The following is a 2,027-nucleotide window of genomic DNA, read 5'->3' as shown; positions in this document are numbered from 1 at the left end:
GCCAAATTTGCAAGCCGATTGACACTCCGGCGAGACAAAGCCCTTGCCGCGCCTGCGTACGCGCCCCCTGGGCACGCGCAACACACGTCCGGTTCGCAAGCAGGCCGTCAGTTCGCTGCGTAGTACACCGCGGCCCTGAACGAAGAGAGCCTGATAGATGGCTTCGTGGCTGATGCGCATCGTCTTGTCGTCCGGGAAGTCGATCGGCAAGCGTCGGGCAATCTGCTCAGGGCTCCATGCTTTGGCCCATCGCCGATCCTTTCGCCGGCCATGCCGGCGGCCGTTCCACCGAACGGGGGGCCAGCAATACAAGCTCCGCTCGGGGCTACGACCCTGCCGGCAAGTCTCTCCTCCACATAAGTGCGCAAGGCTACGTTGGGCGCAAGCTTGGTCGGCTCGGGCCGGCGGGCAGATCGGTCTGCATGCCATTGGGCAGTTGTTGCCCGATAATCCAACCCGCCGCCGCGGGTGGCCGCGTTTCGCCGCAATTCACGGGAGACAGTCGAAGCAGCCCGTCCCAAGCGGCGCCCAATCTCCCGTATGGAATGGCCCTGCACTTTTAGAAGGGCAATTTCCTCGCGTTCAGCCAATGAAAGATAGCGCCCGGAGAGAGGCTTGGCCGAAGATCTGAACATCGCTGGTCGCATGCCGCCTGCCTTTCGGAACAATCTGCTTCCGACAGGTTGGGATAATCCGGCCTCAAACGCAGCATCTTCGCTGCTCTGCCCTGTGGCAATCGCCTTCCAAAATCTATTCTGTTCATCGCGTCCGGCCGCAGACGGCCGGCCTGGCGATGGCAATGGCGCTCTTCCTGACCGCGCCGAACGTCGACTTATATCTTTCATCGCAACCTCCACTTCAGGGTGTTGCGACGACCGTTTGAATCCGCCCAATACGTATCCATTAAGTACACCGAGCGCCTGGCTGAAGCTGGTGTCGAGCCTTCTGTCGGCAGTGTCGGAGATTCCTACGACAACGCTCTCGCCAAAACCATCAACGGTCTCTACAAAGGCCGAGGTGATCCATCGGCGCGGGCCATGGCTCAGCTTCGAGGCTGTCGAGTTCGCCACCCTCGAATGGGTCGATTGGTTCAATAACCGACGGCTCCTGGAGCCCATCGGAAACATCCCCCCGGGCCGAAGCCGAGCAACGCTACTATGACATGCTGAAACAATCGGCCATGGCGGCATAACTTAAACCAAATGGCCTCCGGCAAACCCGGGGGGTCAGAATCCGATATAGCTCATTCCGACTGTCAATCGGACTCTACGGATCGTCTCACCTCCTCCGCAACAGTGCTGCGAAGGCTTGAGCCCGATGCGCGGGCGTGGCGAGGCCGTCGGCAAGGGCAGCGAGGCGCTGCTGGAGCTCGGGCGCAAGCCCTGCCACGCCCACGCCGAGACCGCGCAGAGCCGAGGCGCGGTGCGAGGGCTCCTCAAGCTGCTCGGCGATGACGACGAGGCGCTCCTGGAGCTCGGGCGCAAGCCCTGCCACGCCCACGCCGAGACCGCGCAGAGCCGAGGCGCGGTGCGAGGGCTCCTCAAGCTGCTCGGCGATGACGACGAGGCGCTCCTGGAGCTCGGGCGCAAGCCCTGCCAGGCCCGCGCCGAGGCCCGCCAGAGCCCCGGCGCGGTCCCAGGGCTCGTCAAGCTGCTCGGCGATGACGACAAGGCGCTCCTGGAGCGCGGGCGCAAGCCCTGCCAGGCCCGCGCCGAGGCCCTGCAGAGCCCAGACGCGGTGCGCGGGCATGTCAAGCTGCTCGGCGATGACGACGAGGCGCTGCTGGAGCGCGGGCGCAAGCCCTGCCAGGCCCACGCCGAGGCCCTGCAGAGCCCAGACGCGATGCGCGGGCATGTCAAGCTGCTCGGCGATGACGACGAGGCGCTCCTGGAGCTCGGGCGCAAGCCCTGCCACGCCCACGCCGAGACCGCGCAGAGCCGCGGCGCGGTCCGCGGGCATGTCAAGCTGCTCGGCGATGACGACGAGGCGCTGCTGGAGCGCGGGCGCAAGCCCTGCCAGGCCCACGC

Annotated in this window: 1 protein-coding gene and 2 pseudogenes; 2 read left to right on the top strand and 1 reads right to left on the bottom strand. The window is 65.6% G+C overall.

The features are described from left to right. A pseudogene (locus ACM43_RS09730) lies at window positions 1-845 on the bottom strand (transposase); the annotation flags it as partial. Window positions 846-887: 42 nt separating this feature from the next. Between ACM43_RS09730 and ACM43_RS09725 the strand changes: the two are divergent. Together ACM43_RS09725 and ACM43_RS09720 are read left to right on the top strand one after the other, a co-directional pair. Then, window positions 888-1,192: pseudogene (locus ACM43_RS09725) on the top strand (integrase core domain-containing protein); the annotation flags it as partial. A 125-nt stretch (window positions 1,193-1,317) separates the two neighbouring features. Next, a partial coding sequence (locus ACM43_RS09720) for a hypothetical protein (RefSeq protein ID WP_271539868.1) occupies window positions 1,318-2,027 on the top strand: 710 nt, incomplete at its 3' end.

It is taken from the genome of Bradyrhizobium sp. CCBAU 45321, from assembly GCF_028128975.1.
Taxonomy (GTDB): Bacteria; Pseudomonadota; Alphaproteobacteria; order Rhizobiales; family Xanthobacteraceae; genus Bradyrhizobium; species Bradyrhizobium yuanmingense.
The sequence above is the reverse complement of the archived record's forward strand: the minus strand, read 5'-3'. Positions and strand labels throughout refer to the sequence as shown.